The following is a 23,426-nucleotide window of genomic DNA, read 5'->3' on the forward strand; positions in this document are numbered from 1 at the left end:
TTTCTGGTGGGCTTTCGGGGGTATAACCCCGGGGTTCGCAGTTTGCGAGCACCCCGACAACGTGGAGCCCGCGCGGCCTGAAAGCCGCAACCGGTTCCCATGGGAGGAGACACCCAGTGAAAGCGCGTTCCAGTTCGATCAAGGAGCCAGTCACCGTGAAGAAACCCGCCGCCAAGGCCACGCCAGCAACCAAGCCCGCCGCAAAGAAAGCGCCGGCTGCGAAGCAGGCTGTACCTGCGGCCAAAAAGGTTTCCGCCACCGCACATGGTCCTGCCGCGAAAGAGAAGAGCGCGCCATCCAAAAGCCCGCAGCACCCACGGCCAAGGCCGCGACCGCTGCCAAGAAGTCCGCCAAGCCTGCAACTGCCGCAACCAAGACCGCAGGCGCGGGTCCATCGTCATCCAAACCCGTCGGCCGCCCTGCTGCCGTTCCTTCCGCTCCCCCGATCCCCATGAAAAAAACGGCTGCCGCCTCCACTTCCGCCCCGGCGACACCCTCGATGCCCGCTCAAACCGCTACGCCCGCACCCGCTGCGCGTGGTGGCCGCGTGTCCCGGCTGTCGCAACTGACCGTTCCCTCGATGCCGCAATCGGTGGCATCGACCGCTGCCAAGTCCAGCTTCTCGCAGGCACCTTCCAACGCGCTGGTGCCGCCGCCGCCCCTGGCCGTGAAGAAGGACCCGAAGCTCGTCAACAACTGGAAGACCAAGACGCCCGCCGAGCTGAGCGACGCCGAAGTCATCGCCATGCCCGACGACGAGTACATGAACGAAAAGCAGATGGCGTTCTTCCGCCTGAAGCTCGAAGAACTCAAGCGCGGCATCCTCGAGAACGCGGCGAGACCACCGAGCACCTGCGTGAAGACACCGTGGTCGTGCCCGACCCGGCCGACCGTGCCACCATCGAGGAAGAGCACGCCCTGGAGCTGCGCACGCGCGACCGCGAACGCAAGCTGCTCAAGAAGATCGAGCAGTCGATCCAGCGCATCGACGCCGGCGACTACGGCTACTGCGACGAAACCGGTGAACCCATCGGCGTGGGCCGCCTGCTGGCCCGCCCGACGGCCACGCTGTCGCTCGAAGCGCAGCAGCGCCGCGAACTCAAGCAGAAGATGTTCGGGGACTGATCGGGAAAAAGGCCGCAAGAACCCCCGTCTGCACGCTTTCGTCGAATGGCAAAGGAAGAGTCGGGCCGCCTTTTTTCCAAGGTGGCCAAGTTTGTCCGCAATCCCCTGAAGGATTGGTCGGAGCTGGATGCGCCCGCCCAGTCGGACTCCTCGCTGCCCGAGCAGGCCTACAACCGGGAAATGCTCAAGGAGATGATCGAGAGGCGCCAGCGCAACGATTTCGTGCGCCGCCGCGAGTTCGACATGCTGCGCAAGCTGCGCCAGCGCGAGGCCGCCGCCCACGCTTTCGACGCCACGGTCACGCCGTCGTCGTTCAATCTCAACAGCTCTTCCGAGAAGTCGGAGGGGCGCGCGCTCACGCTCAAGAAGATCGACGAGATCGAGCAGCAGATGTCGCAGCAGTGGTGGAAGGGCCGGGGGCCGAACGGCGAAACGCTGGTCAACCCGCCGCCCGACGCCGGCGCCGAGACGCTGCCGCCCGTGCACGCGGATGCGGACGAAGGCCCCGAAACACCGGCCGAGCCGCCGCAGCAGCAACACCATCATCACGCCCCGGCGGATCCGGCGGCCGCCGCGCAGGCACCGGTGGCCGGCGCCGCGCCGACGCCCGTTTCGCGGCTGGCGCACGACGGCGCGCTCGAAGAGGCCGTGATCCGCTTCGCGCACGGTGACGACATCGGCGCCGAGGCCATCCTGCTGCAGGCCCTGGCTTCCGAGAGCGCTCCCGCCCACGAAGGCGAGGGCAGCCCCGCCGCCGAGCGCGACGACACCCGCTGGCGCGCCCTGTTCGACCTGTACCGCGCCACCGGCGACGCCGCCAAGTTTGCGGCCGCGCGCATGCGCTATGCGCAGCGCATGCGGCGCATGGGGCCCGACTGGGTTTCGCTCGAGGAACTGGCGCGCAGCGTCAAGGCCGTGACCGCCAGCGAAGAGGCCGGCGCGGCCTCCGAAGGGGGCGCCCACGCCGACTGGGCATCGCCGCCGCATCTGGCGCGCGAGGGCCTCGTGGAGCTCACGCGCGCGCTGTCGAAGGCCGGCTCGGTCTGGACGCTCGACTGGCGCGCCCTGGCCGCCATCGGCCCCGACGCGGCCGCTCCGCTGCGGGTGCTGTTCACGCATTGGTCCGATTCGCCGGTGCAACTGCGCTTCATGGGGGCGGCCCAGCTGTTGGCCGTGCTGTCCGAGGCCGCGCCCAACAACGACCGCAGCACTGACGACGTCTGGTGGCAGCTGCACCTGGCGGCGCTGCGCATGATGCACTTGCCCGACGACTTCGAGCTGGTGGCGCTCAACTACTGCATCACCTACGAGGTGTCGCCGCCGTCGTGGCAAGACCCGCGCGGCGAATGCGCCTCGCTGGCCGCGCCGCCGGCCAGCCGGCCCAGTTCGGTGTGGTCGCTGCTGTCGGTCGGTGGCGACTCCGAGAGCTTTCCGTCCACCGACAGCGGTTTTGCCGCGCTGGCGGGCGATCTGCGGGGCGAGTCGCTGTCCAGCTGGCAGCGGCTGGACAACGACCTGCGCCACACCACGGCGCCCGTCATTTCGTGCGCCGCGCTGCTGCGCATGGACCTGGCCGCCGCCGGCACGCTGCTGAGCTGGGTGCGCGCGCGCGACGCCAACGGCGAGCGCGTGCAGTTCGTCGATGCGCACCGGCTGATCGCCGCGCTGTTCACGCTGGTAGGCATTACCGATCACGCCACCGTGGCGGTTAGGAAAACTAAGGCGCCCGGCGGCCTTGCCGCGGGTTGCATTGCCCCGGGCCATCCCCAGATGGCTTCGATGGAACAGTTTCACGGCACCACCATCGTGAGCGTGCGCCGCAAGACCCCCCAAGGCGATCAGGTCGCCATCGGCGGGGACGGGCAGGTCACTCTCGGCAATATCGTCATCAAGGGCACGGCGCGCAAGGTGCGCCGGCTTTATCACGGCAAGGTGCTCGCAGGCTTTGCCGGCGCCACCGCCGACGCCTTCACGCTCTTCGAGCGCTTCGAGGCCAAGCTCGAAAAGCACCAGGGCCACCTGACCCGCGCGGCGGTCGAGCTCACCAAGGACTGGCGCACCGACCGCGTGCTGCGCAAGCTCGAGGCCATGCTGGCCGTGGCCGACGCCACCACCTCGCTCATCATCACCGGCAACGGCGACGTGCTGGAGCCCGAAGACGGCGTGATCGCCATCGGTTCGGGTGGGGCCTATGCCCAGTCGGCGGCCAAGGCGCTGATCGAGAACACCGAGCTTTCGGCCGAGCAGATCGTGCGCAAATCGCTGGCGATCGCCGGAGAAATCTGCATTTACACGAACATGAACCACACCGTGGAAGCGCTCTGACCATGTCCATGACCCCCCAGGAAATCGTCTCCGAGCTGGACAACCACATCGTCGGCCAGCCCGCCGCCAAGCGCGCCGTGGCCATTGCCCTGCGCAACCGCTGGCGCCGCCAGCAGGTCGACGACAAGCTGCGTCACGAGATCACGCCCAAGAACATCCTCATGATCGGCCCCACGGGCGTGGGCAAGACCGAGATCGCTCGCCGCCTCGCGCGCCTGGCCGACGCGCCGTTCATCAAGGTCGAGGCCACCAAGTTCACCGAGGTGGGCTATGTGGGCAAGGACGTCGATTCGATCATTCGCGACCTCGCTGAAATCGCCGTCAAGCAGACGCGCGAATCCGAAAGCGTGAAGGTGCGCGCGCGCGCCGAAGACGCCGCCGAGGAGCGCATCCTCGACGTGCTGCTGCCCCCGGCGCGCGGCGCCGACGGCGCCACGGCCGCGCCCGCGCTGGACGCACCGAACCCCACGCGCCAGGCCTTTCGCAAGAAGCTGCGCGAGCACCAGCTCGACGACAAGGAGATCGAGCTCGACCTCGCCGAGACCCGCACGCCGCTGGAGATCATGGGCCCGGCCGGCATGGAGGAAATGACCGAGCAGCTGCGCGGCATGTTCGGCCAGATGGGCCAGGGCAAGCGCAAGATGCGCAAGCTCAAGATCGCCGAGGCCATGCGCCTGCTGATCGACGAGGAGGCCGCCAAGCTGGTCAACGAGGACGAGATCCGCGCGCAGGCCATCACCAACGCCGAGCAGAACGGCATCGTCTTCATCGACGAGATCGACAAGGTCGCCACGCGCAGCGAAGCGCAGGGCTCCGACGTGTCGCGCCAGGGCGTGCAGCGCGACCTGCTGCCGCTGGTGGAGGGCACGGCCGTCACCACCAAGTACGGCGTGATCCGCACCGACCACATGCTGTTCATTGCGAGCGGCGCGTTCCACCTGAGCAAGCCGAGCGACCTGATTCCCGAGCTGCAGGGGCGCTTTCCGATCCGTGTCGAGCTGCAATCGCTCTCGGTGTCGGACTTCGAAAGCATCCTCACGCAGACCCGCGCGTCGCTCGTGAAGCAGTACCAGGCGCTGCTGGCCACCGAGGGCGTGACGCTCGAATTCACGCCCGACGGCGTGAACCGCCTGGCCGCCATTGCCTTCGAGGTGAACGAGCGCACCGAGAACATCGGCGCGCGCCGCCTGTCGACCGTGATGGAGCGCCTGCTGGATGAGGTAAGCTTCGACGCGACCCGTCTCGAAGGGCAGTCGATCCGCATCGATGCCGCCTATGTCGACCAGCGCCTTGCGGCACTAAGTCACGACGAAGACCTTTCGCGCTTCATCCTCTGAAGTTGCCTTTCCCTTCCCCCTGTAACGGGGGAATGCTTCACGCATCACTTTCACTGCGTGAGCTAAGTACTTAATTTTCAACGAAATTCGCTGATTCCCAGGTTTGGGAATCGGCGCTAAGTCGTTGATTCCATTACAAAAAATACCCCAAACGGCCAGTTGCTTCCCAAGTGTTTCCTGCTACAGTGCAAAAAAGTGCAGTTAAGTGGGAAAAAGTGCGGGTAGTGCCCCCTTCGGGTGCCGCAGCACCTCCCAACACAGGGGTTTCGTGGTCGTGTTTCAAGGCGCTTCATCGCTCAGTCTGGATGCCAAGGGGCGGCTCTCCGTGCCGACCCGGCATCGCGACGTCCTGAGCGCCACGGCAGGCGGCCAGCTCACGATCACCAAGCATCCGCACGGATGCCTGATGGTGTTCCCCCGTCCCGAATGGGAAAAATTCCGCGAGCGCATCGCCGCGCTGCCGATGTCGGCGCAGTGGTGGAAGCGCGTCTTCCTGGGCAACGCCATGGACGTCGAGATGGACGGCACCGGCCGCATCCTGGTGTCGCCCGAGCTGCGCGCCGCCACCGGCATCTCGCGCGAGACGCTGCTTCTTGGCATGGGCAACCACTTCGAACTCTGGGACAAGGCCACCTACGAGGCCAAGGAGGCCGAGGCCACCCAGGGCGAGATGCCGGATGTGTTTCAGGACTTCGCGTTCTGAGGGCTCACGTGAACACCCCATGGACCCATACGACCGTCTTGCTGAACGAAGCGGTGGAAGCGCTTCTTTCAGGCAGCACGGCGGCAACCGGCACCTACGTGGACGCCACCTTCGGGCGGGGAGGGCACGCGCGTGCCATCCTCTCCAGGCTGGCGCCGGAAGGCAGGCTGATCGCATTCGACAAGGATGCGGAAGCAGTGGCCGAAGCAGCGCGCATCCCGGATGCGCGTTTTTCCATCCGCCACCAGGGTTTCCGCTCGCTGGGTGAATTGCCCGGCGCGAGCGTCAACGGCTTGCTGATGGACCTGGGCGTGAGTTCACCCCAGATCGACAACCCGGTGCGCGGTTTCAGTTTTCGTTTCGACGGCCCGCTCGACATGCGCATGGACACCACGCGCGGCGAGAGCGTGGCCGAATGGCTGGCAACGGCCGAACTTCAGCAGATTGCAGAGGTGATCCGTGACTATGGCGAAGAACGGTTTGCTGTTCAGATTGCAAAGGCGATTGTTGCTCGCCGACAAGAACGGGGCCCAATTTCAACCACCACCGAACTGGCCGAGCTCGTGGCTGGCACGGTCAAAACCCGCGAGCAGGGCCAGAACCCTGCAACGCGCACATTTCAGGCTTTTCGGATTTTCATCAACGCCGAGCTTGAAGAGCTGCAACAGGCGCTAGAGGCGAGCCTCTCGGTGCTGCAGCCCGGCGGGCGCCTGGCGGTGATCAGCTTCCACTCGCTGGAAGACCGCATCGTCAAGCAGTTCATCGCCAAGCATTCCAAGGAGGTCTACGACCGCCGCGCGCCCTTTGCCGCGCCCAAGGTCATGAAGCTGCGCGCGCTGGAGCGCATCAAGCCGTCCGACGAGGAAGTGCGCGGCAATCCGCGTTCGCGCAGTGCGATCCTGCGGGTCGCCGAGCGCACGGAGGCCAACTGACATGGCCCGCATCAACCTGTTGCTGCTGCTGGCGGTCATAGCCACGGCGCTGTACCTCGTTCACACGCAGTACCAGTCGCGTCAGCTCTACACCGAGCTCGACCGCGTGCAGCAGGAAGCCCGCCGCCTGGAGCTGGACCGCGACCGCCTGCAGGTCGAAAAGCGCGCCCAGGCCACGCCGCTGCGCGTGGAGAAGCTCGCCAAGGAGCAGCTGCAGATGCGCACCACCTCGCCGGCCATCACGCAGTACGTGCGGCCCGACGGCTCGGTGATTCCGGCCGTGGCGCCGCTGCCGCCGGCCACGCCCACCACCGGCCCCAAGCCGGCCAAGCTGGGCGCCAAGCCCGCTGTTGCAGCGAGGGCCGCACGATGACCCGCGGCAACCGCAGCGTGCGCTACACCACCAGCCCCTTGCTCGCGAGCAAGACGCCGGTCTGGCGCAGCAAGTTCATCGTGGCCGGCATCGCCTTCGGCTTCGTGATGCTGGCCGCGCGCGCCGCCTACGTGCAGGTGTTCAACAACAGCTTCTTCCAGCGGCAGGGCGAAGTGCGCTTTGCGCGCACGCTGGAGCTGCCGGCCAACCGCGGCCGCATCCTGGACCGCAACGGGCTCATTCTTGCGTCCAGCGTGGTCGCGCCCAGCATCTGGGCCATTCCTGAAGACATCGAGCGCGACGACCCCGAGGTGCGCGCCAAGCTCAAGCAGGTCGCCAAGCTGCTCGAGATGCCGCAGAAGGACTTCGACAAGAAGCTCGAGGACGAGGACAAGACCTTCGTGTGGGTCAAGCGCCAGGTCGACGAGCCGATCGCCAAGCAGATCGCGGCCCTGAACCTCAAGGGCATCTACCAGCGCCGCGAATACAAGCGCCAGTACCCCGAGGGCGAGGCCGCCGCGCACGTGGTGGGCTTCACCAACGTGGAAGACAGCGGCCAGGAAGGCATCGAGCTGGCATTCAACAAGGACCTGGCCGGCAAGGCCGGGTCGCGCCGCGTCATCAAGGACCGCCTGGGCCGCGTGGTCGAGGGCGTGGGCGACACCGTGCCGCCGCTGGACGGCAAGGACATCCAGCTGAGCGTGGACAGCAAGGTGCAGTTCTTCGCCTACCAGAAGCTGCGCGACGCCGTGACCGCGCGCAAGGCCAAGGCCGGCAGCGTGGTGGTGCTCGACTCCACCACCGGCGAGGTGCTGGCGCTGGCCAACTACCCGAGCTACGTGCCCGACAAGCGCCAGAACCTCACCGGCGAGCAGCTGCGCAACCGCGCGCTCACCGACACCTTCGAGCCCGGCTCGACCATGAAGCCCATCACGGTCGGCATGGCGCTGGAAGCCGGCCGCGTGAAGCCCTCGACGGTGATCGACACCGCGCCGGGCCGCTACCAGATCGGCGGCTTCACCATCAGCGACACGCACAACTACGGCGCGCTGACGGTCGAGGGCGTGATCCAGAAGTCGAGCAACGTGGGCGCGCTCAAGATCGCCCAGAAGATGACCCCGCACGAGATGTGGGACACCTACACCGCGCTCGGCTACGGCCAGAAGCCGCAGATCCAGTTCCCCGGCGCGGTAACGGGCCGGCTGCGCCCGTGGAAGACCTGGAAGCCGGTCGAGCAGGCCACCATGGCCTACGGCTATGGCCTGTCGGCGTCGCTGTTCCAGATGGCGCACTCGTACACCTCGTTCGCGCACGACGGCTCGCTCATTCCGGTCACCATCCTGAAGAACGACGAGCCGCCGGTCGGCGTGCGCGTGTTCTCGCCGTCCAACGCGCTGGCCGTGCGCAAGATGCTGCAGATGGCCGCCGGCCCCGGCGGCACCGGCACGCGCGCGCAGACGGTCGGCTATTCGGTCGGCGGCAAGTCGGGCACGGCCCACAAGCAGGTTGGCAAGGGTTACGCGAGTAACAAATACCGTGCGTGGTTCACCGGCATGGCGCCGATCGAAAAACCGCGCATCATCGTCGCCGTGATGATCGACGAGCCGACCGACGGCCAGTATTTCGGTGGCCTGGCAGCGGCCCCCGTGTTCAGCGAAGTCGTGCAGCAGACCCTGCGCATGATGAACGTACCGCCCGATCTGGCGGTCAAACCGCTTGTGATGACGCAGGGCGTCGACGAGAGCTTCTGAACATGCTGACCTTCACTTCCCCCCCACTGGCCGCCGCCTGGCTCAAGCAGCGCGCGCCGCAGGCCCACATGCACGCCGACAGCCGTGCCGTGGGCGCGGGCGACGTCTTCGTCGCCTGGCCCGGCGCCGCCACCGACGGCCGCAAGCACGTGGCGTCGGCGCTGGCGCAGGGCGCGTCGGTCTGCCTGGTCGAGCACGAGGGCGTGGAAGCCTTCGGCTTCGACGGTGACGAGCGCATCGTGAGCTACCCGGGCCTGAAGGCCGCCACCGGCCCGATCGCCGCGGCCTTCTACGACGACCCCTCGGCCTTCCTCGACGTGCTGGCCGTGACCGGCACCAACGGCAAGACCTCCACCGCCTGGTGGCTGGCCGAATCGCTTTCCACGCTGCGTGCCGCCGGCGGCCTGCGCGTGATGAAGCCCGACGGCACGGTGCAGCGCGACGCGCCGTCGCCCTGCGCCGTGATGGGCACGCTGGGCATCGGCGTGCCGCCAGAGCTGACCTACACCGGCCTGACCACGCCCGACCCCGTGATGATGCAGCGCGAGTTGCGCGAACTGGTTGCGCGCGGCTTCGGCGCCTGCGCCATCGAGGCCTCGTCCATCGGCATCGCCGAGCGTCGCCTCGACGGTGCGCACATCGCCGTGGCCGTGTTCACCAACTTCACGCAGGACCACCTGGACTACCACGGCAGCATGGACGCCTACTGGCAGGCCAAGGCCGAGCTGTTCCGCTGGCCGGGCCTGCGCGCGGCAGTCATCAACATCGACGACACGCACGGCGCGAGCCTGTGCGCGAACCTGCTCGATGCCGGCATCGGCGCGCTCGACGTCTGGACCGTGTCGGCCGGCGGCAAGCCCGCCCGCCTCGTGGCGCGCGACATCGGCTACGACGCGCAGGGCCTGCAGTTCTCGGTGGCCGAGCACGGCACGGCCGCGCTGGAGCGCCTGTCGACCGGCCTGATCGGCCAGTACAACGTGGCCAACCTGCTGGGCGTGCTGGGCACGCTGCGCGCGCTGGGCCTCACGCTGGCCCAGGCCGTGGCCGCCTGCGCCAACCTCACGAGCGTGCCCGGCCGCATGGACCGCGTGGGCACCGGCGAAGGCGCACCGCTGGCCGTGGTCGACTACGCCCACACGCCCGACGCGCTCGACAAGGCCCTCATCGGCTTGCGCGCGTTGGCAAAGCAACGTGGCGGCGCGCTCTGGTGCCTGTTCGGCTGCGGCGGCGACCGCGACCCGATCAAGCGCCCGATGATGGCCGCCGTGGCCGAACGCCAGGCCGATCGCGTGGTCGTCACCAGCGACAACCCGCGCAGCGAAAAGCCCGACGCCATCATCAGCCAGGTGCTGCGCGGCTTCTCGCGCCCCGACGCGGCCCAGGTGCAGCCCGACCGCGCCGCCGCCATCGCCGACGCCATCGCGCAGGCGGCGCCGCAGGACGTGGTGCTCATCGCCGGCAAGGGCCACGAGGCCTGGCAGGAGATCGGCGGGCAGCGCATCGCGTTTTCCGACAAGGCCCATGCGCAACAGGCGCTGGCCAAGCGAGGTGGTGCATGACCGTCGACACGACGCCGCTCGGCATCACGCTGGCCCAGGCGCAGCAATGGATTCCCGGCTCGCGCCTGGTGGGTGACGCCTCGACCGTCATCGCCCGCGTGCACACCGACACGCGCACGCTCGCGCCCGGCGACCTGTTCGTCGCGCTCAAGGGCGAGCGCTTCGACGCCAACGACTTCCTGGCCGACGCGAAGAAGCAGGGCGCCGTGGCCGCCATCGCGCACCGCGGCCTCGAAGCCGCGGGCCTGTCCGGCCTCGAGGTGCCCGACTCGCTGCTCGCGCTCGGCGCGCTGGGCGCCGGCTGGCGCGCGCAGTTCGAGCTGCCGCTGATCGCCGTCACCGGCAGCAACGGCAAGACCACCGTCACGCAGATGATCGCGGCGGTGCTGTTCGCCTTCCGCGCCGAACGCGCGCTGGCCACGGCCGGCAACTTCAACAACGAGATCGGCGTGCCGCTCACGCTGCTGCGCCTGCGCGCCAGCCACCAGCGCGCCGTGCTCGAACTGGGCATGAACCACCCGGGCGAGATCGCGCGGCTGGCCGTCATGTCGCGCCCGACCATCGCGCTGGTCAACAACGCCCAGCGCGAGCACCAGGAGTTCATGGCCACCGTCGAGGCGGTCGCCATCGAGAACGCCGCCGTGTTCGCGGTGCTGCCCGAAGACGGCACCGCCGTGTTCCCCCATGGCGACACCTTCACCTCGCTGTGGACCGACATGGCGCGCAGCGGCGGTGCGCGCCGCTGCATGACCTTCGGCGAGCACGAAGGCGCCGACATCTCGCTCGACAGCGCTGAATGGAAGCAGGGCGCCTGGGCCGTGCGCATCCGCACGCCCATCGGCAGCTTCGACGCGCGCCTGCACATCGCGGGCCGTCACAACGTGGTCAATGCGCTCGCGGCCACGGCTTGCGCGCTCGCGGCCGGCGTGTCGATCGACACCATCGGCGCGGGCCTGAGTGCCTTCGAGCCGGTCAAGGGCCGCTCGCGCGCCAGCGAGATCGTGCTGGCCGGCGGCCGTGCCGTCACGCTGGTCGACGACAGCTACAACGCCAACCCCGATTCCGTGATTGCCGCCATCGACGTGCTCGCCGCCCTGCCGGGTCCGCGCCTGCTGGTGCTCGGCGACATGGCGGAGGTCGGCGACCGCTCGCCCGAGTTCCACGCCGAAGTCGGCGACTGGGCGCGCCAGCGCGGCATCGAGGCCGTCTACACGCTCGGCAGCGCCACGGCCCATACCGTCGCGGCTTTCCGGGGCGATGCCGACGGCCGCCATTTCAGCGAGTTCGACGCGCTCGGCGCGGCCGTGCTCACGCGCCTGCCGCATGTCGGCAGCGTGCTCGTCAAGGGATCGCGCTCCATGAAGATGGAGCGGCTGGTGCAGGCCATCACGGCCCAGGCGCACACGACCACAACAACAAAAGGAGGCCGGTCATGACGCATGAGCCGCGCAATACAACATGCTGCTGACGCTGGCCCAATGGCTGCAATCGCTCTCGCCCGAATTCGGGTTCTTGCGCATTTTTCAATACCTCACGTTCCGCGCGCTGATGGCCGCGCTGACCGCGCTCGTGGTCGGCCTGGTGGCGGGCCCGTACGTCATTCGCCGCCTGGCCGCGCTGAAGATCGGCCAGCCGATTCGCGGCTATGGCATGGAAACGCACCTGACCAAGAGCGGCACGCCGACCATGGGCGGCGTGCTGGTGCTGTTCTCGATCGCGCTGTCGACGCTGCTGTGGTTCGATATTTCGAACCGCTTCGTGTGGATCGTGCTGTGGGTCACGATGGGCTTCGGCGCCATCGGCTGGGTCGACGACTGGCGCAAGGTGGTGCGCAAAGACCCGGAAGGCATGCGCTCGCGCGAGAAGTATTTCTGGCAGTCGGTGGTGGGCCTGCTCGCGGGCTTCTACCTGCTGTTCAGCATTTCCGAGAGCTCCAACTGGCGCGTGCTGCAGCTGTTCTTCGCGTGGGTGCAGTCGGGCTTCGACCTCGACTTTCCGCCCAAGATCAACCTGCTGGTGCCCTTCTTCAAGGAAGTGAGCTACCCGCTGGGCGGCATCGGCTTCGTGATCCTCACGTACCTGGTGATCGTGGGCGCGAGCAACGCGGTGAACCTCACCGACGGCCTGGACGGCCTGGCGATCATGCCGGTGGTGATGGTGGGCTCGGCGCTGGGCGTGTTCGCCTACGTCACGGGCAGCGCGGTGTATTCCAAGTACCTGCTGTTCCCCAACATCCCGGGCTCGGGCGAGCTGCTGGTGTTCTGCTCCGCCATGGCGGGCGCGGGGCTCGCGTTCCTGTGGTTCAACACGCACCCGGCGCAGGTCTTCATGGGCGACGTGGGCGCGCTGGCGCTGGGCGGCGCGCTGGGCACCATCGCGGTCATCGTGCGCCAGGAAATCGTGTTCTTCATCATGGGCGGCATCTTCGTGGTCGAGGCGATCTCGGTGATGGCGCAGGTCATGTACTTCAAGTACACGAAGAAACGCTACGGCGAAGGCCGGCGCGTGCTCAAGATGGCGCCGCTGCACCATCACTTCGAGAAGAGCGGCTGGCGCGAGACGCAGGTTGTGGTGCGCTTCTGGATCATCACGATGCTGCTGTGCCTCGTGGGCCTTTCGACGCTGAAGCTGCGGTAACGAAGAAACCATGCGGCACCTGAAAGACCTCCCCGTTCTCATCCTCGGCCTCGGCGCGTCCGGGCTGGCGATGGCGCGCTGGTGCGCGCGCCATGGCGCGGTGGTGACCGTGGCCGACACGCGCGAGGCGCCCGCGTCGCTCGCGACGCTGAAGGCGCAGTGGCCCGATGTCGCGTTCGTCGGCGGCCCGTTCACGGCCGCGCTGGTCGAAGGCACGCCGATTCGCGCGGTGTACCGCTCGCCAGGCCTGTCGCCCGAGACCATCGCACCGGTGGCCGACGCGGCACGTGCCATGGGCCTGCCGGTTGGCGGCGAGCTGGACCTGTTCGCGCGTGCGCTGCTGGACCTGCGCACGGTCGAAGTGCCGGTGGCGGAAGTCGAGCCCGAGCCTGAAGCCGAACCCGCGGCGCAGTCGAAGCCGAAGCGGTGGTTGAGCCCGTGGTGCCGCCTGAAGCGCAGGCCGAACTGCCCCTGGAAGCGCCGGTGGCTGTAGAGGCACCCCAACCCGTCGAGGCCGTGGAGCCCGCCGCGGCGGTGGAAGTCGAGCCCGAGCCGATCGCTCCCGCCGCCATGGCCGAAGCCATGCCGCGCGATCCGTCGATGAGCGTGGCCGTGCCCGTGCCGCCGGAGACCCCGGTCGAAACCGAGGCCGTGGCCGAAACCGAAGCCGCAGCCGAACCCGAAGCCACGCCGCAAGACGTCGCAGCGGAAGTCCCCGCGCCGGAAGCCGCCGCATCGGAACCGTCCGAAGCCCCCGCAGCCGAAACCCCCGTGGACCCCGAGGCGCCCGCCGCGCCCGCGCCCACGCCCGCCACCGTTTCCCGCCTGCCCAGCACCGGCAAGCCCTACGTCCCCACGGCCGCGAAGGAAGCCGCCGAGTTCGTCGCCAAGATCGCCGAAATCTCCGCCACCAATCCGGCCTCGGCGGCGGTGGAAGAGGAACCCGATTCGCCCCAGCTTGAGCTGGCGCCGCCGGTCGAGCCCGAACCACCCAAGGGCTACACGCCCGCCGTGCTCGCCATCACCGGCACCAACGGCAAGACCACCGTCACCGCGCTCACCGGCCAGCTGGTCGAGCGCGCGGGCAAGACCGTGGCCGTGGCCGGCAACATTGGGCCGACGCTGCTCGACACGCTGTCCGCGCACATCGACGCCGGCACGCTGCCCGACGTGTGGGTGCTCGAGCTGTCGAGCTTCCAGCTCGACGGCGTGCAGGGCTTCGAGCCCACCGCCGCTACCGTGCTCAACCTCACGCAGGACCACCTCGACTGGCACGGCGACATGCCGGCCTACGCGGCGGCCAAGGCGCGCATCTTCGGCGCGCGCGGGCTCATGATCCTCAACCGCGACGATGCCGGCGTGATGGCGATGCTGCCCGCGCCGGTGCGCGTCAAGTTGCAGCGCCCGCAGATCCGCACCCACGTCACCTTCGGCGCGGCCATGCCGCTGCGCCCGGGCGACTACGGCATCGAGCGCGTCAACGGCATGACCTGGCTGGTGCGCGCGCTCGAAGCCGACGAAACGCAAAAGCGCAAGCGCGGCGCCGTGGTCGAGGAAGAAATCTTCCTGCAGCGCCTGATGCCCGCCGACGCGCTGCGCATTCGCGGCCGCCACAACGCCATGAACGCACTGGCCGCGCTCGCGCTGGCCAGCGCCGCCGACTGCGCGCTCGGTCCCATGCTCTACGGCCTGCGCGAATACCGCGGCGAGCCGCACCGCGTGGAGCCTATCGCCATCATTGACGAGGTCGAGTACTTCGACGACAGCAAGGGCACGAACGTGGGCGCCACGGTGGCCGCGCTGGCGGGCCTGGGCGAAGAGCGCCGCGTGGTCGTGATCCTCGGCGGCGAGGGCAAGGGGCAAGACTTCGAGCCGCTCGCCGCGCCCGTGCGCCAGTACGCGCGCGCCGTGGTGCTCATCGGCCGCGACGCGCCGCTCATCGAGGCCGCGCTGGCGTCGACCGGTGTCTCGCTGACGCACGCGGGCTCGATGGACGAGGCCGTGAAGGCCGCGTCCGCCCGCGCCAACCCCGGCGATGCCGTGCTGCTGTCACCGGCCTGTGCGAGCTTCGACATGTTCAGGGACTACGGGCACCGCGCCGAAGTGTTTCGCGAGGCCGTGCAGGCCTACGAGGACAGCCCGCGCGGGTTGGTGGACGAGTCGTCGTTGTCGTCGTCTTCTTCTGCTTCCGATTCGACGGAGGAACCGGTTTGAACTCTGCCGCCGCAGGCGCCACGCCCAGCACCCGCACCAGCCGCTTCGGTGGCTGGTTCAAGCGCGCGCGCAGCGGCATCGACGCGCTGCCCGTGCACCTGCCCGTGCGGCTGGGCGGCGCCGGCATCGCGCAGACCAAGGCCACGCCCATGCGCGTGCTGGGCTTCGACCAGGCGCTGGTGTGGGTCACGGTCGCGCTGCTGACCTGGGGCCTGATCATGGTGTATTCGGCCTCCATCGCGCTGCCCGACAACCCGCGCTTTGCGCGTGCCGGCTACAGCGCGTCGTACTTCCTCACGCGGCACGCGGCCTCGGTGGCCTTCGCGTTCGTCGCCGCGCTGCTGACCTTCCAGATCCCGATGAAGACCTGGGAGCGCGCCGCGCCCTGGCTCTTCGTGGCCTCGCTGCTGCTGCTGGTGGCCGTGCTCATTCCGCACATCGGCATCAACGTGAACGGCGCGCGCCGCTGGCTGCCGATGGGCTTCATGCGCTTCCAGCCGTCGGAACTCGCCAAGCTCGCGATGGTGCTCTACGCCGCCAGCTACATGGTGCGCAAGATGGAGATCAAGGAGCGGTTCTTTCGCGCCGTGCTGCCGATGGGCATCGCGGTGGTGGTGGTCGGCATGCTGGTGATGGCCGAGCCCGACATGGGCGCGTTCATGGTGATCGCGGTGATCGCCATGGGCATCCTGTTCCTGGGCGGCGTGAACGCGCGCATGTTCTTCGTGATCGCCGCGCTGGTGGTGGTGGCCTTCGGCACCATCGTCGCGACCAGCCCGTGGCGCCGCGAGCGCATCTTCGCGTACCTGGATCCGTGGAGCGAAGAGCACGCGCTGGGCAAGGGTTACCAGCTGTCGCACTCGCTGATCGCCATCGGGCGCGGCGAGATCTTCGGCGTGGGCCTGGGCGGCAGCGTCGAGAAGCTGCACTGGCTGCCCGAGGCGCACACCGACTTCCTGCTCGCCGTGATCGGCGAAGAGTTCGGCCTGGTCGGCGTGCTGCTGATCATCGGCATGTTCCTCTGGCTCACGCGCCGCATCATGCACATCGGCCGCCAGGCCATTGCCCTCGACCGCGTGTTCTCGGGCCTCGTGGCGCAGGGCGTGGGCGTGTGGATGGGCTTCCAGGCCTTCATCAACATGGGCGTGAACCTCGGCGCGCTGCCGACCAAGGGCCTGACCCTGCCGCTGATGAGCTTCGGCGGCTCGGCCATCCTGATGAACCTGGTGGCGCTGGCCGTGGTGCTGCGCATCGACTACGAAAACCGCGTGCTGATGCGCGGAGGTCGCGTATGACCGGCCGCACCGCGCTCGTCATGGCCGGCGGCACCGGCGGCCACATCTTCCCGGGACTCGCCGTGGCCGAGGCCTTGCGCGAGCGCGGCTGGCAGGTGCACTGGCTGGGCGCGCCCGGCAGCATGGAAGAAAAACTCGTGCCGCCGCGCGGCTTCGCGTTCGAGCCCGTGCAGTTCGGCGGCGTGCGCGGCAAGGGCCCGCTCACGCTGTTCCTGCTGCCGCTGCGCCTGTTGCGCGCCTTCTGGCAAAGCCTGTGCGCGGTGCGCCGCGTGAAGCCCGACGTGCTCGTGGGCCTGGGCGGCTACATCACTTTCCCCGGCGGCATGATGGGCGTGCTGCTCGGCAAGCCGCTGGTGCTGCACGAGCAGAACTCGGTCGCGGGCCTGGCCAACAAGGTGCTGGCGGGCGTGGCCGACCGCGTGTTCACGGCCTTCCCGAATGTGCTGAAGAAGGCGCAGTGGGTGGGCAATCCGCTGCGCACCGCGTTCACTTGCAAGGCCGACCCGGCCACCCGTTTCGCGGGCCGCACCGGTCCGCTCAAGTTGCTGGTGGTGGGCGGCAGCCTCGGCGCGCGCGGCCTGAACACCGTGGTGCCGCAGGCGCTGGCGCGCATCGCGCCCGAAACGCGCCCGCGGGTGCTGCACCAGAGCGGCGCCAAGCAGATCGACGAGCTGCGCGCCAACTACACGGCCGCCGGCGTGGACGGCGAGCTCACGCCCTTCATCGAAGACACGGCGCAGGCCTATGCGGACGCCGACATCATCGTCGCGCGCGCCGGAGCCAGCACCGTCACAGAAATCGCGGCCGTCGGCGCAGCAGCGCTGTTCGTGCCTTTCCCCTCGGCGGTCGACGACCACCAGACCACCAACGCGCGCTTCCTCGTGGACGCGGGCGGCGGGTGGCTCGTGCAACAGGCCGACCTCACACCTGAATTGCTGGCCGATTTGCTACAGAACACCGAGCGCACCGCGCTGATCGACAAGGCCCAGAAGGCCAAGACCATGCAGAAGACCGAGGCCGTCGAGGCCGTCGTCCGCGCTTGCGAGGAGCTTGCAAGATGACGCACTCCCCCAGTCTTCGCGCACTTCGTGTCGCTTCGCCAACCCCCTCGCCGGGGGCGACACCTGCGGCCCGGCAAAGCCGGTTCCGCGGTGTCCCGCGAAAGGGCTTTGCTGCGCTCGCCACGCAAATCGCATCGTCGATGAATGGAGGCCGCGCATGAAGCACGCAATCCGTCACATCCACTTCGTCGGCGTCGGCGGCTCGGGCATGAGCGGCATCGCCGAAGTGCTGCTGAACCTGGGCTACAAGATCACCGGCTCCGACCTGTCCGACAGCGCCACGCTGCGACGGCTCGCGGGCCTGGGCATCGGCACCTTCGTGGGCCACGCCGCCGCGCACATCGACGGCGCGGACGCGGTCGTCACCTCCACCGCCGTGCAGTCGGACAACCCCGAAGTGCTGGCCGCGCGCGAGAAGCGCATTCCCGTGGTGCCGCGCGCGCTCATGCTGGCCGAGCTGATGCGCCTGAAGCAGGGCATCGCGATTGCCGGCACGCACGGCAAGACCACCACCACCAGCCTCGTGGCGAGCGTGCTCGACGCGGCGGGCCTGGACCCGACCTTCGTGATCGGCGGCCGCCTGAACAGCGCCGGCGCGAATGCGCAGCTCGGCAGCGGCGACTACATCGTGGTCGAGGCCGACGAGTCGGACGCCTCGTTCCTGAACCTGCTGCCCGTGATGGCGGTGGTCACGAACATCGACGCCGACCACATGGAGACCTACGGGCACGACTTCGCGAAGCTCAAGAAGGCCTTCGTCGACTTCCTGCACCGCATGCCGTTCTACGGCGTGGCCATCCTGTGCACCGACGACCCGGCGGTGCGCGAGATCGTGGCCAGCGTGACCTGCCCGGTCACCAGCTACGGCTTCGGCGAAGACGCCCAGGTGCGCGCCATCGACGTGCGCGCGGTCGGCGGCCAGATGCATTTCACCGCGCAGCGGCGCAACGGCGTGACGCTGCCCGACCTGCCCATCGTGCTGAACCTGCCGGGCGAGCACAACGTGCGCAATGCGCTGTCGGTGATCGCCGTGGCGGTCGAGCTCGGCATTCCCGACGAGGCCGTGCAGCGCGGCCTCGCGGGCTTCAAGGGCGTGGGCCGCCGCTTCCAGAGCTACGGCGACGTGGCGGTGCAGGGGGGCAATGCCGCCGGCACCTTCACCGTCATCGACGACTACGGCCACCACCCCGTCGAAATGGCCGCCACCATCGCGGCCGCGCGCGGCGCGTTCCCGGGGCGCCGGCTGGTGCTGGCCTTCCAGCCGCACCGCTACACCCGCACGCGCGACTGCTTCGAGGATTTCGTCAAGGTCATCGGCACGGCCGACGCGGTGCTGCTGGGCGAGGTCTATGCCGCCGGCGAGGCGCCCATCGTGGCCGCCGACGGCCGCACGCTGGCACGCGCGCTGCGCGTGGCGGGCAAGGTCGAGCCGGTGTTCGTCGACGACATCGGCGCCATGCCGCAAGCCATTCTGGACAACGCCCGCCCGGGCGACGTGGTGCTCTCGATGGGCGCCGGGTCGATCGGCGCGGTGCCGGCCAAGGTGGTCGAATCGGCGCGGCGGGCGTTCCCGCCGCCGCCTCGTCCTCAACATCGGAGCGCGTCTCGCGCAAAGGGAGGGCCGCATGAGCCTTCAGGATCCCAAACGCTTCGGCAAGGTCGCCGTGCTGTTCGGCGGCACGTCCGCCGAACGCGAAATTTCCCTGCTGTCGGGCACCGGCGTGCTCGAAGCCCTGCGCTCGCGCGGTGTCGACGCGCATGCCTTCGACCCCAAGGACCGCGAGCTGACCGACCTCAAGCGCGAAGGCTTCGCGCGCTGCTTCGTCGCGCTGCATGGCCGCCATGGCGAAGACGGCACCGTGCAGGGCGCGCTCGAACTGCTCGGCATTCCCTACACCGGCTCGGGCGTGATGGCTTCGAGCGTGGCCATGGACAAGGTCATGACCAAGCGCATCTGGCAGGCCGACGGCCTGCCGACGCCCAAGTATGTGCGCCTGGCCTTCGACCAGCAAAGCCGCGAGCAGATCATGGCCGTGCCCGACGTGCTCGGCCTGCCCGTGATCGTGAAGCCGCCGCGCGAAGGCTCGTCCATCGGCGTGACCAAGGTCGAGGGCTACTCGCAGATGCAGGAGGCGGTCACGCTGTCCGCCAGGTATGACGCCGACGTGCTCTGCGAGGAGTTCATCGAAGGCGAGGAAGTGACCTGCGCCGTGCTCGGCCACGGCCTGGACGCGCGCGCGCTGCCGGTGGTGCGCATCGCCGCGCCCGAAGGCGCCTACGACTACCAGAACAAGTACTTCACCGACGACGTGAAGTACCACTGCCCGAGCGGCCTGCCCGAAGCCGAGGAGCACGAGATCCAGCGCATCACGCTGGCCGCCTACCGCACGCTCGGCTGCCGCGGCTGGGGCCGAGGCGACGTGATGATCCGCGCCAGCGACCGCAAGCCCTTCCTGCTCGAGATGAACACCTCGCCCGGCATGACCAGCCACTCGCTGGTGCCGATGTCGGCGCGCGCGGCGGGCATCCCCTACGAAGAACTGTGCCTGCGCGTGCTGGCCGCGGCCGCGCTGGACGCCACCGGAGGTTCGCTATAGCCATGGCCGACAGCATCCCCGCGCCCTTCGACGTCAAGCTCATGAACATCGTCGCGAACATTGCCTTCGCGATGGTGGCGCTCATGCTGCTGGCGGCGGGCGCTGGTGGGTGCTGCGCCAGCCTTTCTTCCCCATCGGCGGCATCAAGGTGGACGGCGAGGTCACGCACAACAACGCGGTCACGCTGCGCGCCAACGTGGCGCCGCAGCTCACGGGCAACTTCTTCACCATCGACCTGTCGCGCGCCCGCGCGGCCTTCGAGTCGGTGCCGTGGGTGCGCAGCGCGGTGGTGCGGCGCGAGTTCCCGAACAAGCTGCGCGTGACGCTGACCGAGCAGGTGCCGGTGGCGGCGTGGGGCGACGAGGCGGGCTCCAAGCTCATCAACGGTTTCGGCGACGTGTTCGAGGCCAACGTGGCCGAGGTCGACGACAACCTGCCGCGCCTGGACGGCCCGATCGAGCAGGCCGGCCAGGTGCTGGGCATGTACCGCGTGCTGCAGCCGCAGTTCCAGCCCTACGACTTCAGCATCGACGAGCTCACGCTGTCGAGCCGGGGCAGCTGGAAGGTGGTGCTGGACACCGGCGCCGAGCTGGAGCTCGGCCGTGGCCAGAGCGAGGAGGTGACGGCCCGGCTGCAGCGGTTCCTGAAGACCGTGACCCAGGTCGCGGGCCAGTACCACCGCACAGTGGCCGACGTCGAGGGCGCCGACTTGCGCCACAACGACGCGTATGCATTGCGGCTGCGCGGCGTCACCACGGTCTCGCCCGAGGCCCCAAGAAGAATCAAGTAGCGAATACCGAGGAATCGAGGACATATCAATGCCCAAAGAATACAAAGACCTGGTCGTAGGACTGGACATCGGCACCGCCAAAGTGATGGTGGTGGTGGCCGAAGTGCTGCCCGGCGGCGAGCTCAAGCTGGCCGGCCTCGGTGTTGCGCCGAGCAACGGATTGAAGCGCGGCGTGGTGGTGAACATCGACGCCACGGTGCAGAGCATCCAGCAGGCGCTGAAAGAAGCCGAGCTGATGGCCGACTGCAAGATCAGCCGCGTCTACACCGGCATCACCGGCAGCCACATCCGCGGCATCAACTCCAGCGGCATGGTGGCGGTGAAGGACAAGGAAGTGACGCCGGCCGACGTGGCCCGCGTGGTCGAGACGGCGCGCGCCATCAACATCTCGAGCGACCAGCGCCTGCTGCTGGTGGAGCCGCAGGAATTCGTGATCGACGGCCAGGACGTGAAGGAGCCGATCGGCATGAGCGGCATGCGGCTCGAAGCCAAGGTGCACATCGTGACCGGCGCGCAGAGCGCGGCCGAGAACATCATCAAGTGCGTGCGCCGCTGCGGCCTGGAGGTCGACCAGCTGATGCTGAACCCGCTGGCCTCGAGCCAGGCGGTGCTGACCGAAGACGAGCGCGAGCTGGGCGTGGTGCTGGTCGACATCGGCGCGGGCACCACCGACGTGGCGATCTTCACCAACGGCGCGATCCGCCACACGGCCGTGATCCCCATTGCCGGCGACCTGATCACGAGCGACATCGCCATGGCGCTGCGCACGCCGACCAAGGACGCGGAAGACATCAAGGTCGAGAACGGCTATGCCAAGCAGCTGCTGGCCGACCCCGACACGCAGGTCGAGGTGCCGGGCCTGGGCGATCGCGGCCCGCGGATGCTGAGCAAGCAGGCGCTGGCCGGCGTGATCGAACCGCGCATCGAGGAAATCTTCTCGCTGGTGCAGCAGGTGGTGCGCGAGTCGGGCTACGAGGAAGTGCTGTCGTCGGGCGTGGTGCTCACGGGCGGCAGCGCGGTGATGCCGGGCATGGTCGAGCTCGGTGAAGACATCTTCCTGAAGCCGGTGCGGCGCGGCATTCCGAAGTATTCGAGCGCGTTGTCCGACATGGTCGCGCAGCCCCGCGCCGCTACAGTCATGGGCCTTCTCGAAGAGGCACGTTTCGCGCGCATGCGCGGCTTCAAGGTCGCGCAGAAGAACGGGTCGGTAAAAACCGCGTTCGGACGCTTCAAGGACTTCATCGTGGGGAATTTCTGACGATGATCAAGTCACCACTCTGGCTCGCGCGCGGCAGCCCTCCCTTGCATTTCAACGAGCGATGGCGACGCACAGGTCCACCATCGTGACGACCACATCGTTGATCTCGTCACGGCACAAGAAATATTCATAGACACATAACGGCAACTGCAAGATTCAAGGAGTTAAAAATGACCATCGAAATGATCGAAGTCGAAGAGTTCAATCAGGGCACGCAGATCAAGGTGATCGGTGTCGGCGGTGGCGGCGGCAATGCGGTCGCCCACATGATGGAGCGCGGTGTGCAGGGCGTTCAGTTCGTCTGCGCGAACACCGATGCCCAGGCACTGCAACGCAGCAGCGCGCACAAGATCATCCAGCTGGGCACCAGCGGCCTGGGTGCCGGCAGCAAGCCCGAAAAGGGCCGTGACGCGGCCGAAGCCGCGGTGGACGACATCCGCGCCGCCATCGACGGCGCGCACATGCTGTTCATCACGGCCGGCATGGGCGGCGGCACCGGCACCGGCGCCGCACCCGTGATCGCGCGCGTCGCGAAGGAAATGGGCATCCTCACCGTGGGCGTGGTGACCAAGCCCTTCGACTGGGAAGGCGGTCGCCGCATGACCAACGCCGACGCCGGCTTGGCCGAGCTCGAAGCCAACGTCGACTCGCTGATCGTGGTGCTCAACGAGAAGCTGCTCGACGTGCTGGGCGACGACGTCACGCAGGACGAAGCCTTCGCGCAAGCCAACGACGTGCTGAAGAACGCCGTGGGCGGCATCTCGGAAATCATCAACGAGTACGGCGGCGTGAACGTCGACTTCGAAGACGTGCGCACCGTGATGGGCGAACCCGGCAAGGCCATGATGGGCACGGCCGCGGCTGCGGGCCCGGACCGCGCGCGCATCGCCGCCGAGCAGGCCGTGGCCTGCCCGCTGCTCGAAGGCATCGACCTGTCGGGCGCCAAGGGCGTGCTGGTGCTGGTGACGGCATCGAAGGGCTCGCTGAAGCTGAACGAGTCGAAGCTGGCGATGAACACCATCCGCGCCTACGCCTCGCCGGACGCGCACGTGATCTACGGCGCCGCCTACGACGAAAGCCTCGGCGACGAAATGCGCGTGACGGTGGTTGCCACCGGCCTGTCGCGCGCCGACGCACGCCGCCAGGCCCCGACGCTGGAAGTGATCCGCACCGGCACCGACAACATCCCGTTCACCGTGCCCACGCTCGGCGGCATGGGTCACGCCAGCGCCGGTGGCCACGGCGGCGGCAGCCAGCCCAACTACGACGGCATGGCCGTGCCCAGCGTGTGGCGCACCAACCGCACGATGGCCGCCGCCAAGGTGGACGCGCTGTCGTCGGGCGGCATGGACGACTTCGAGATCCCCGCGTTCCTGCGCCGCCAGGCCGACTGAGAACACGCCGCGGCGACCGAACGCAGAGGGCACGAGGGTTCGCAAGGGGCACCAGGGAAGACCTGAAAGGGACTT

The 23,426-nt window shown here is 68.5% G+C and carries 15 protein-coding genes and 5 pseudogenes; all 20 read left to right on the top strand.

The annotated features are described in order from the left end of the window. The first annotated feature begins 451 nt into the window (after positions 1 to 451). The 20 genes and pseudogenes from dksA to ftsZ all read left to right on the top strand — a co-directional run bounded on the left by dksA (position 452) and on the right by ftsZ (position 23,351). A pseudogene (gene dksA, locus BMG07_RS11560) lies at positions 452 to 1,125 on the top strand (RNA polymerase-binding protein DksA). A gap of 45 nt (positions 1,126 to 1,170) precedes the next feature. Further along, positions 1,171 to 2,841: pseudogene (locus BMG07_RS44820) on the top strand (STAS domain-containing protein); the annotation flags it as partial. A 63-nt stretch (positions 2,842 to 2,904) separates the two neighbouring features. After that, the gene (gene hslV / locus BMG07_RS11570; protein WP_007832466.1) at positions 2,905 to 3,450 is read left to right on the top strand and encodes an ATP-dependent protease subunit HslV; all 546 of its coding nucleotides are present in this window, start codon (positions 2,905 to 2,907) and stop codon (positions 3,448 to 3,450) included. Between the two features lie 2 nt (positions 3,451 to 3,452). Further along, on the top strand, positions 3,453 to 4,787 hold the full coding sequence (hslU, locus tag BMG07_RS11575) for an ATP-dependent protease ATPase subunit HslU (protein ID WP_198084691.1): 1,335 nt from the start codon (positions 3,453 to 3,455) through the stop codon (positions 4,785 to 4,787). 274 nt (positions 4,788 to 5,061) lie between these two features. Next, positions 5,062 to 5,490 carry a division/cell wall cluster transcriptional repressor MraZ gene (gene mraZ, locus BMG07_RS11580; RefSeq protein WP_198084714.1) on the top strand — a complete coding sequence of 143 codons (429 nt, stop codon included), beginning with the start codon at positions 5,062 to 5,064 and terminating at the stop codon, positions 5,488 to 5,490. A gap of 8 nt (positions 5,491 to 5,498) precedes the next feature. Further along, a complete protein-coding gene (rsmH, locus tag BMG07_RS11585; RefSeq protein ID WP_198084692.1) occupies positions 5,499 to 6,422 on the top strand; it encodes a 16S rRNA (cytosine(1402)-N(4))-methyltransferase RsmH in 924 nt (307 codons plus the stop codon). Position 6,423: 1 nt separating this feature from the next. After that, entirely contained in the window at positions 6,424 to 6,795 is a 372-nt protein-coding gene (gene ftsL / locus BMG07_RS11590) for a cell division protein FtsL (RefSeq protein WP_198084693.1), read from the top strand. Next, positions 6,792 to 8,546 carry a penicillin-binding protein 2 gene (locus BMG07_RS11595; protein WP_198084694.1) on the top strand — a complete coding sequence of 585 codons (1,755 nt, stop codon included), beginning with the start codon at positions 6,792 to 6,794 and terminating at the stop codon, positions 8,544 to 8,546. The genes ftsL and BMG07_RS11595 overlap by 4 nt, the downstream gene beginning before the upstream one ends. 2 nt (positions 8,547 to 8,548) lie before the next feature. After that, positions 8,549 to 10,105: a UDP-N-acetylmuramoyl-L-alanyl-D-glutamate--2,6-diaminopimelate ligase gene (locus BMG07_RS11600; RefSeq protein WP_198084695.1), complete on the top strand. Its 1,557-nt coding sequence runs from the start codon at positions 8,549 to 8,551 to the stop codon at positions 10,103 to 10,105. Continuing rightward, entirely contained in the window at positions 10,102 to 11,541 is a 1,440-nt protein-coding gene (murF, locus tag BMG07_RS11605; RefSeq protein ID WP_198084696.1) for a UDP-N-acetylmuramoyl-tripeptide--D-alanyl-D-alanine ligase, read from the top strand. Before BMG07_RS11600 ends, murF begins: the two co-directional genes overlap by 4 nt. 22 nt (positions 11,542 to 11,563) lie before the next feature. Continuing rightward, the gene (gene mraY / locus BMG07_RS11610) at positions 11,564 to 12,742 is read left to right on the top strand and encodes a phospho-N-acetylmuramoyl-pentapeptide-transferase (protein WP_198084697.1); all 1,179 of its coding nucleotides are present in this window, start codon (positions 11,564 to 11,566) and stop codon (positions 12,740 to 12,742) included. Between the two features lie 10 nt (positions 12,743 to 12,752). Then, positions 12,753 to 13,094, top strand: a pseudogene (locus BMG07_RS11615) (UDP-N-acetylmuramoyl-L-alanine--D-glutamate ligase); the annotation flags it as partial. Positions 13,095 to 13,312: 218 nt separating this feature from the next. After that, positions 13,313 to 14,956, top strand: a complete 1,644-nt coding sequence (murD, locus tag BMG07_RS11620; RefSeq protein ID WP_374221266.1) for a UDP-N-acetylmuramoyl-L-alanine--D-glutamate ligase — start codon at positions 13,313 to 13,315, stop codon at positions 14,954 to 14,956. Then, positions 14,953 to 16,251, top strand: a complete 1,299-nt coding sequence (gene ftsW / locus BMG07_RS11625; protein ID WP_198084699.1) for a putative lipid II flippase FtsW — start codon at positions 14,953 to 14,955, stop codon at positions 16,249 to 16,251. The genes murD and ftsW overlap by 4 nt, the downstream gene beginning before the upstream one ends. Continuing rightward, the gene (gene murG, locus BMG07_RS11630) at positions 16,248 to 17,312 is read left to right on the top strand and encodes an undecaprenyldiphospho-muramoylpentapeptide beta-N-acetylglucosaminyltransferase (protein WP_198084700.1); all 1,065 of its coding nucleotides are present in this window, start codon (positions 16,248 to 16,250) and stop codon (positions 17,310 to 17,312) included. The genes ftsW and murG overlap by 4 nt, the downstream gene beginning before the upstream one ends. A 157-nt stretch (positions 17,313 to 17,469) precedes the next feature. Then, positions 17,470 to 18,930, top strand: a pseudogene (gene murC, locus BMG07_RS11635) (UDP-N-acetylmuramate--L-alanine ligase); the annotation flags it as partial. 7 nt (positions 18,931 to 18,937) lie between these two features. After that, positions 18,938 to 19,909, top strand: a complete 972-nt coding sequence (locus BMG07_RS11640) for a D-alanine--D-alanine ligase (protein ID WP_198084701.1) — start codon at positions 18,938 to 18,940, stop codon at positions 19,907 to 19,909. 2 nt (positions 19,910 to 19,911) lie between these two features. Further along, positions 19,912 to 20,699 (top strand): annotated as a pseudogene (locus BMG07_RS11645) (cell division protein FtsQ/DivIB). A 28-nt stretch (positions 20,700 to 20,727) separates the two neighbouring features. Further along, positions 20,728 to 21,957 carry a cell division protein FtsA gene (gene ftsA, locus BMG07_RS11650; RefSeq protein ID WP_198084702.1) on the top strand — a complete coding sequence of 410 codons (1,230 nt, stop codon included), beginning with the start codon at positions 20,728 to 20,730 and terminating at the stop codon, positions 21,955 to 21,957. A gap of 170 nt (positions 21,958 to 22,127) precedes the next feature. Then, entirely contained in the window at positions 22,128 to 23,351 is a 1,224-nt protein-coding gene (gene ftsZ / locus BMG07_RS11655; RefSeq protein WP_198084703.1) for a cell division protein FtsZ, read from the top strand. Positions 23,352 to 23,426 lie beyond the last annotated feature (75 nt).

The sequence above is a fragment of the Variovorax sp. E3 genome, assembly GCF_016082275.1.
Taxonomy (GTDB): Bacteria; Pseudomonadota; Gammaproteobacteria; order Burkholderiales; family Burkholderiaceae_C; genus Variovorax.